The sequence below is a fragment of the Succinimonas sp. genome (assembly GCF_045225735.1).
Classification (GTDB): Bacteria; Pseudomonadota; Gammaproteobacteria; order Enterobacterales; family Succinivibrionaceae; genus Succinimonas.
This window is the reverse complement of record NZ_JBGVBR010000004.1, coordinates 1-8,459: the sequence shown is the minus strand read 5'-3', so window position 1 is coordinate 8,459 and position 8,459 is coordinate 1. Positions and strand designations below refer to the sequence as shown.

Below are 8,459 nucleotides of genomic sequence, written 5' to 3'. Positions count from 1 at the left end.
TTTTTTTTTTTTTTTTTTTTTTTGCTAGTCCTGGAGTTTTGAAAAGAATATAAAAATATAATAGAAAACCGATTACAATAAAAATGTAAAAACAAATAATCAACAATTTCGCCATTCTATCCATGCTGCAACAACTTCGTCAAGCTGTGTGTTTTCATCAGTATGATTCAAAGATTGTGTTTCGTTCATAACGTAATACTTCCCTTGTTTACTCTTCTCTCGATTAATATGTTTAGTAAAGATAATAATAAATAGGTAATATAATAGAATCTATCATTAATAGACAAGTAACGACACAGATGTTACTCAGCCATACGTGCCATGACCATGGTTTGCTTGGAACATTGCCAGAGGATACTGTGCTGAGAGCCCCTTTTACTGAAAAAAATCTAAGAGTTAGCCAATTACCAGATAATACAATTAAGTTGAGAGAAATAAACATTAACAATGAATTCCAGTATAGACTTATGGGATGACATATTGCAATTACACCGCCTGCACCACCTATAATGCCTATAAATGAAATCAATGTTGTTCTATCAACCATGATTTTATGGTGTGATAAGCTAAGATTTTTAAAAATTCTTGATGCTCCGATTGAAATGGTAAAAGCCCATAGCGTAATAGTTGAATACAAAACAAATGGAGCTGATGTTATAATTTGTGAATAGAAAATGGCACGATCTTTAAGATGTGTAAAATAAGCTACTACATCCTGCCATCCTTGTGTTTTATAGGCATCAAGGCTAGCTAATAAATGTTCTTTATCAGTGAAATCTAATTCAACATCATTGGCAAAAAACGTATTAATTGCTGTATTTAATATTTTTGCCAAATCATTTGCAGCACCTCCGGAACTAAAATAGTAAGATAAATATAACGAAATCATGCTAACAATCATAATAATTACTGCAAGCGTAAAAAGCTGAAGATTAAGATTCGTATTCCAAAATTTTGCTTTTTCCTGTTCCTGCAATAATACAACTTCTGATACTTCAAATTTTGGTACAGGAGCTGGTGTCGTGTTTTCTACATCAGATTCGCGACCGGAATCAAGTACTAACGAAGTACTTTTTTCAGGCCAAATAATTCTAAATAATCCTTCAATAGAGTAATTATCAATAATTTCACCATCATCCGATGTATCATTATAACAAGAAGTTTTTTGTTCAGGCCAGATTAGTTTGAATAATTGTTCTAGGCTTAGATCATTTTCAGTCTTGGATTGCTGATCTGTTGGGAGAATCACACTATTCTTGGGGATGTCGATAGATTTGGAATTTTCAACAGGTATGTTACTATTTTTATATGTGATTTCCTGAGTGTTGTTAACTGATTGGGATTGATTATCAAGCTTTACTCCACAGTTTGGACAGAACTTTAAGTTTGGTCCCAATGCATAACCGCATGAGGTGCAGTAACGATTTAAATTTATAATCGGATGTGAGACATCTGCTTTCTTTTCCACCTCGTCAGATTCCGTCGTACTAGGAGATTCATAGAGTTTTGAAATAAAGTTGCTGACATTTTTTGATACGTTGGAATTTTTAATCTTTTCTACTGCTTTGCCTATATTTTCAGAACCAGAAAAGATATTTGTTATTGCGTTGTCATGATCATTTGAAGATGTATCTGATCTGTGATTTTTAGCTTGCGAGGTTCTTTTTTCAGGCAAAATAATATTGAATATTTGACTAATGGCATCATTGTTTGTATTGCTAGTGTTATCATTTCTAGATGCTTGATTATTTGTCGAGTTATTCATGTTTATTTCCACTATATATCAGAATTTAGTATACGAGAACCCCTTATCAGAGCACTAGCCTGAAATTGGGGCAACCGAAAAGGCAAGCTTATAGCAGTACAGTACCGAAGTTTTTGCACGTTCCTGTTTACGTCTGCTTGGTACTGTTTTTTTTGAAGGTTTTTAAGTAATGTTGTCAGAGATTTAAGATTCGTTTCTTTTAATCTTTTCTCGGATTAAGAATTGTAAAGATCTTAGGATGTTTATCAACGTTGCTTTAGGTACATCATCATCAGTATTAAATTCATAATCAGTAGAACCAACAGTAATATAAACACATGTGATTCCCATTATGATTTCGTAATTGATAAGATGTTTCCAGCTAAAATTAAAGGGTTCGTTCAAAAAAGATTTAACATAAATAGCTTTTTCTGTAAAGGCTATTCCCGTTTTACCTAAATTGAATAGTGAAGTATCAATAATCCCATGTATCTTTTCAGAATCAGGTATTCTGCATGCTTTTCTGATGTTTACTAACTGATGGTCTTTTGGATTTAAATTAACATATCCGTGTGATATATTTTTAAGTTCTTCCAAATCAATAAAAATATCTTTATTGTTAGAATAGTTAAATGTTTTGGATTTTTTTAAAATAATAGTTTCGTCTAATGTGCTTGAATAATTGGCGTTTTGTTTACTATCCGATAACGAGATTTTTTGTGTCACTATTTCCTGTATCCAGCATAAATTAGTATATAATTCATCATTGTCTACTCCATTTGAGAATTCGTATTCAACATTATCAATTTGAGTGTAAACAGCAAGTTTACCTTTTTTAAGACTGCAACCAGCAAAAAGTTCCCAAGTTAGAGAGAAAGGATCTTCCCCTAGACTCTTGTTATATATTTTTTTATCGGTAAAAACCAAACCTTTTTTTCCATTTTTAAAAATTATTCCTGTATCAATAATCCCTATAATTTTATCTGTTTGAGGAATATTGCACGCCGTTTGAATATTTCTAAGTTGTTCTGAACTAGGATTTGTGTTTATTAGTGGTTTAGGGCTAAAAGGTAATTTCTTTAAATCGTCTTCATTCAAAACAAACATTTTTACCCTCATAATTCAATATTAGTTAGTTAAATCTTCCCTAAATTACAATCTTTGACTATATTCAAGAATGTATTTCATATAACCTTTCCCATTATCACTATTTTGCACAAAAAAAAAACGACTGCATCACATTTCTGAATACGCTTTCAAAATCACTCGCCGGAACCCTACGCCCCTTTATCCCATAACGCTTCGCAGCTTTTTCCTGCTCCTCGAAAATTACCTCTCTCAGATCTTTCCTGCTCACGATACAGTCGTTTGCAAACACAGAATCAAGACACTGCCACCACGATTCCCATGAGCTACTGTTCCAGACTTGTCCGCACCTTGTTCCCGCATTCATCCGCAAAACCTTTTCTCTCCCATGTCCTTCATGCCCCCTTCCTTTTGGTATAATCACGCGGCTGAACCGCTGACATTATTTGAAACGCAGCATACTTGATAAGTTTCCGGGCTCAGATCCCCCGGAAAGATGGTGAATATGGACGTTAAGATTACCTACAATTCTCTCCGGGACGCTCTTAAGAAAGCTTTGATCTCGGACAGTACCCGCATCCTCCGCAAAGCCAGAGGAGTATTCGGCACCCGGGAAAAGCCGGTACGAAACCCGGATGAAACCAAGGTTGAGGTGCTGGCCCTGGAAACGGCTGCCGCTATTGAAAAGGCCAAAACCCGAGCCGCAACCATACCTGAAGTTTCCTACCCGGAAAGCCTTCCTGTAAGCCAGCATCATAAAGAGATAGCCGAACTTATCAGAAAGCATCAGGTGGTGGTTATCGCCGGCGATACCGGTTCCGGCAAAACCACCCAGCTTCCTAAAATCTGTCTTGAGGCCGGTCTGGGGAGAAGGGGGATGATCGGGCATACCCAGCCCCGGAGACTGGCCGCCCGCACGGTGGCCGATCGTATTTCCAAGGAGCTGGGGGTTCCCCTGGGCACCACAGTGGGATACAAGGTGCGCTTCGGAGATCGCACGGCAGATAACACCATTATCAAGCTCATGACTGATGGTATCCTGCTCTCGGAATTGGAAAACGATCGCTGGCTTAATGAATACGAAGTCCTCATTGTGGACGAAGCCCATGAACGCAGCCTCAATATCGACTTTATTCTGGGCTTTCTGCACGATCTCCTGAAAAAACGAAAGGATCTCCGCCTTATCATCACCTCGGCCACCATAGATGTGGAAAAGTTTTCCCGCCACTTTGACAATGCTCCCATAAAGCTTATTGCGGGCCGCACCTATCCGGTGGAGGTGCGTTACGAGCCCCTTAATGAGATCCAGGAGGACGGCGACGAGCCGGAAATTGACGATGACGATCTTCAGCATGCCGTGCTGAGAGCCGTGGATGAACTCACTCAGGAAGATCCTCTGGGGGATATACTGGTGTTCCTGAACGGCGAAAAGGATATTGCCGACATGGCTTCCTTTCTGGGGAAATGCAATCTCAAGGGCACCGAGATCCTGCCTTTGTACGCCCGTCTCAGCAATACCGAGCAGAACCGGGTGTTCCAGGAGCACGGCCTCAGAAGAATTGTCCTGGCCACCAATGTAGCCGAAACCTCGGTTACCGTTCCCGGCATCCGCTACGTCATCGACCCCGGTACGGCCCGCATCAGCTTCTACAGCCCCCGTACCAAGGTGCAGCGGCTTCCCATCACCAGAATCTCTCAGGCCTCCGCCAATCAGCGCAAGGGCCGTTCCGGCCGTCTTTCCGCCGGTATCTGCATTAGACTCTACAGCGAGGAGGATTTTCTGTCCCGGCCGGAATTCACGCCGCCGGAGATCCAGAGAACCAACCTGGCGCAGGTAATCCTTAAAATGCTGTCCCTCCGGATCAGCGATATCGGGGGCTTCCCCTTTATCGATCCCCCGGAAAACCGCCTGATTACTGACGGCATTAACCTTCTGGAACAGCTGGGAGCTATCGAAAAGGATGCCTCCGGAACTATCCGTCTTACCGCTGTGGGGAAGACTATGGCAAGGTTCCCCTGTGATCCCCGGTTTTCCCGTATGTTAACGGAAGCCTCAAAGCGGGGAGCTCTCCGGGAAACTCTGATCATCACAGCGGCACTTTCCGCCAGAGACGTGAGAGAGCGGCCCATGAACCTTCGTCAGGCCTCGGATACCAGTCATGCCCGCTTTAATGATGAGAAGTCTGATTTTGTCTCCATTCTGAAGCTATATGACTATCTTCAGAAGATCCGGGAGGAAGAGACTGCTTCCCAGATGAAGAAGACCATGAAGAAGGAATTCCTCTCCTTCCTGAGAATGCGGGAATGGTTTGACATCCTCTCCCAGCTCCGGGAGTGCTCCGAAGAACTGGGCTTTAAGGAAAACACAGAGCCCGCCACCTACGAGGAACTTCACATCTCCCTCCTTTCCGGCATTCTGGGGCAGATCGGCATGAAATCCTCCGAAGGCTACGAGTATCAGGGCGCCCGGGGCACCAAATTCTTTATTTTCCCGGGATCCGGCATTGTCAAAAAGCCCCCGGTCTGGGTGATGGCGGCGGAAATTGCGGAAACCTCCAAGGTCTATGCCCGTACCGTGGCAGCTATCGATCCCCTGTGGCTGGAAAAGCTGGCCCCGCATCTGGTGCGCTACTCCTGGAGCGATGAGTACTGGAGCAAGAAGAACGGTGCGGTGATGGCTCATGAGAAGGGCACATTTCTGGGACTTACCCTGTTTGCGGATCGCACGGTGAACTATACCCGGCACGATCCCGTCCTCTGCCGGGAGCTTATGATCCGGGAAGGGCTGGTGAACGGCGAATTCTTCACCCGGGCGGCGTTCTTCCGGCACAATCTGGATCTGGTGGAGAAGGTGGAGGATCTGGAGGAAAAGTCCCGCCACCGCGATATTCTGGTAAGCGAGGAGACTCTGTTCGCCTTCTACGACGAGAGAATCCCGGAGGATATCGCAGACGCCCGTACCTTTGAGAAATGGTGGCAGGGCAAGGAAAAGACGGATCCCAAATTCCTGAACTACGATTTGGAAATGCTGAAGAAGCGGGATACCTCCATGATCAGCGCGGATCTCTACCCGGATCATTTGGAAATCGGGAATTTCAGGATTCCTCTTACCTACAATTTCGATCCTACCCGGGAGAATGACGGCGTAACCGCAGTTATTCCCATCACCGTACTTAACCAGATCCCCGAGGATGTTTTTCTGTGGCTGATTCCGGGATTGCGCCTGGAGCTGTTCACCGAGCTTATCCGTTCTCTCCCCAAGGCACTGCGGCGTTCCTTTGTGCCGGCCCCGGATCATGCCAAAGCCCTTAATGAAAGTCTGAGTCCCGCTGACGGCTACTTTTGGGATGCCCTGACGGCAAAAATGACCAAAATGGCCGGCACGGTCATAAAGAGGGATGATTTTGCCCTGGAGAATCTCCCCCGGCACCTAAGCTTTTATTTCCGGATTGTGAACGCCAAGGGGCGGCTTATCGCCGAAGGACGGGATCTGGGCATCCTGAAGCATCAGCTCAAGGAGGATGTGAAAAACACCCTGGCCGAGGTCCTGAAAAACGCTCCCCGGAAGACCAAATCCGCTTCCTGGACCTTCGGATCCATTCCCGAAACCGAAACCCGGCGAACCGGCAGTCTCGAGGTAGTAGCTTATCCGGCCCTCCACGATGCCGGAGACGGCGTCACCCTGGAGCTTTACGGTTCCCGGGAGGAGGCGGATCGCGAAATGTGGCAGGGCGAAAAGCGTCTTATCATGCTTTCCATCCCGAGCCCCCTGCGTTATCTGGAAACCAAGCTGCCCAACCGGGCCAAGCTGGCCATGTACTTTAATGCCGTGGGGAGCGTGCAGACTCTGATATCCGATCTGGAATCCCTGGCTCTTGATGACATTATGGAATCTCTGGGGGGTATCTCCCGGGAACAGGCCTCCTTTGATCGCATTGTGGAGGAGGCGAAATCCTCCATTTATGATCGGGTGCTTCTCCTCGCCGAACAGGCCGAAAAGATCCTCCTCCGCTCCAACGAGGTCAGAAAGCATCTCCGGGGCCGCATGGATCTTCAGACCGCCTATGCCTTCAGCGATATCGGCGGCGAACTTAACCGCCTTATCTGCAAGGGCTTCGCCACCTCCGCCACCATGAAATACTATCCGGAGCTGACCCGCTATCTTGACGCCATGCTGAAGAGAATAGAAAGACTGCCCCGGGATCCGGCCCGGGATCGCATGCTGATGCTGAAATGCCAGGCTGCGGAGGAACGGTATGAATCCCTGCTGGGGATGTTTGCCGGAAAGACGCTGCCCCGGGAGGTGCACTTGGTGAAGTACATGCTGGAGGAGCTCCGGGTGTCCCTCTTCGCCCAGAGTCTGGGCACTCTTTACCCGGTATCGGAAAAGAGAGTCACCCAGGAAATCGACCGCCTTATGGCGCAGTATCGGAGCTAAGCGGAGCATCAGAAGGATTGAAATCAATGATGATGCAGAGAAGATGATGAAGAAGAAGGAGAGACCGGAAATGAGCGATAGCGATGCTGGCAATAACGGCAGCAGGGATGAGAGCGTTAATATCAGCGTTAATGTCAACGTTAATGTCAACGTAAATATCGCCGGCGGAAATGCCGAGGGCGGCGATCCTGCCGCCGCAACGGCGGCAGGATATTCCGGTTCCGTCTTAAAAAAATGGCTGGAGGCCATGCGGTTAAGAACGCTGCCCCTGTCCCTTTCCGCAGTGCTTCTGGGAGTGGTGCTGGGGTGCCTGGAATCACCGGAAACCGCTGTTTCCCCCTGGAAAACCGGTATTCTTGCTTTTTTTATCTTGTTAACAGCGGTGCTCCTTCAGATCCTGTCCAATTTTGCCAACGACTACGGGGACAGCGTTTCCGGGGTTGACAACAAGGAGCGGGCGGGGCGCATCAGCGTGCTCCAGCAGGGGGGCATGACCCGGAAGGAGCTTCTCCGGGGGATTTTTGCTGCAGGCATCCTGGCTCTGGGATCGGGCAGCATTGCTCTCCTCCTGGCCTTTATGGAGAGTCCGGCGGCGCTTTTGGGCTTCTGCCTTCTGGGGGCTCTGGCTGTGGCGGCGGCGGTAACCTACACCGTCGGCATTGCCTACAGCTACATGGGGCTGGGGGATCTTTCGGTGTTTATATTTTTCGGGCTGGTGTCCGTCATGGGGGCCGAATACATGATCGCCCATGATGTCAGCGCCCTCGGGATTATCACCGGCTGCTCCGCCGGCTTTATGGCCATTATGGTGCTCAATGTAAACAATCTCCGGGATTATGAAAGCGACATCAAGGGCGGCAAGAATTCCGTGGTGGTGCGTCTGGGGCTTTCCGGCGGCCGGGTGTATCACTGGTGCCTCTGCAATGCGGCAGTGCTCCTTCTTTTTGCGGCCGGCGTGATAATCAATTCCTGGTGGGCTCTCCTGCTTCTTCCGGTGATGATCCCCTTCTTTAAGGTCACCGCCTTTGTGACCTCCGAACAGAACAGCGGCGTTACTCTGGATCCCTGTCTTAAAAAGACCTCCATTGCCGCCAGCGTAATCAACCTGACTCTGGCGGTTACCCTGACTCTGGCGCAGCTTTTCTGAGGAGCATGTCGGAGCCTGGGATGCGGCTTTGCCTGCGGTACCCC

At 46.9% G+C, this 8,459-nt stretch carries 4 protein-coding genes; 2 read left to right on the top strand and 2 right to left on the bottom strand.

Annotated elements, in window-relative coordinates; translation table 11 throughout:
* Nucleotides 1-232 precede the first annotated feature (232 nt).
* On the bottom strand, nt 233-1,765 hold the full coding sequence (locus tag ACJROR_RS00115; RefSeq protein WP_406545326.1) for a hypothetical protein: 1,533 nt from the start codon (nt 1,763-1,765) through the stop codon (nt 233-235).
* Between the two features lie 183 nt (nt 1,766-1,948).
* Nucleotides 1,949-2,851, bottom strand: coding sequence for a hypothetical protein (locus tag ACJROR_RS00110; protein WP_406545325.1), 903 nt, complete (start codon nt 2,849-2,851; stop codon nt 1,949-1,951).
* Nucleotides 2,852-3,326: 475 nt separating this feature from the next.
* Here ACJROR_RS00110 and hrpA point away from each other — a divergent pair, with 475 nt between their 5' ends.
* Together hrpA and menA are read left to right on the top strand one after the other, a co-directional pair.
* On the top strand, nt 3,327-7,268 hold the full coding sequence (gene hrpA / locus ACJROR_RS00105; RefSeq protein WP_406545324.1) for an ATP-dependent RNA helicase HrpA: 3,942 nt from the start codon (nt 3,327-3,329) through the stop codon (nt 7,266-7,268).
* A gap of 70 nt (nt 7,269-7,338) precedes the next feature.
* Nucleotides 7,339-8,415 (top strand): 1,4-dihydroxy-2-naphthoate octaprenyltransferase, encoded by a 1,077-nt coding sequence (gene menA, locus ACJROR_RS00100; RefSeq protein WP_406545323.1) that lies wholly within the window; start codon nt 7,339-7,341, stop codon nt 8,413-8,415.
* The last annotated feature ends 44 nt before the right edge of the window (nt 8,416-8,459 follow it).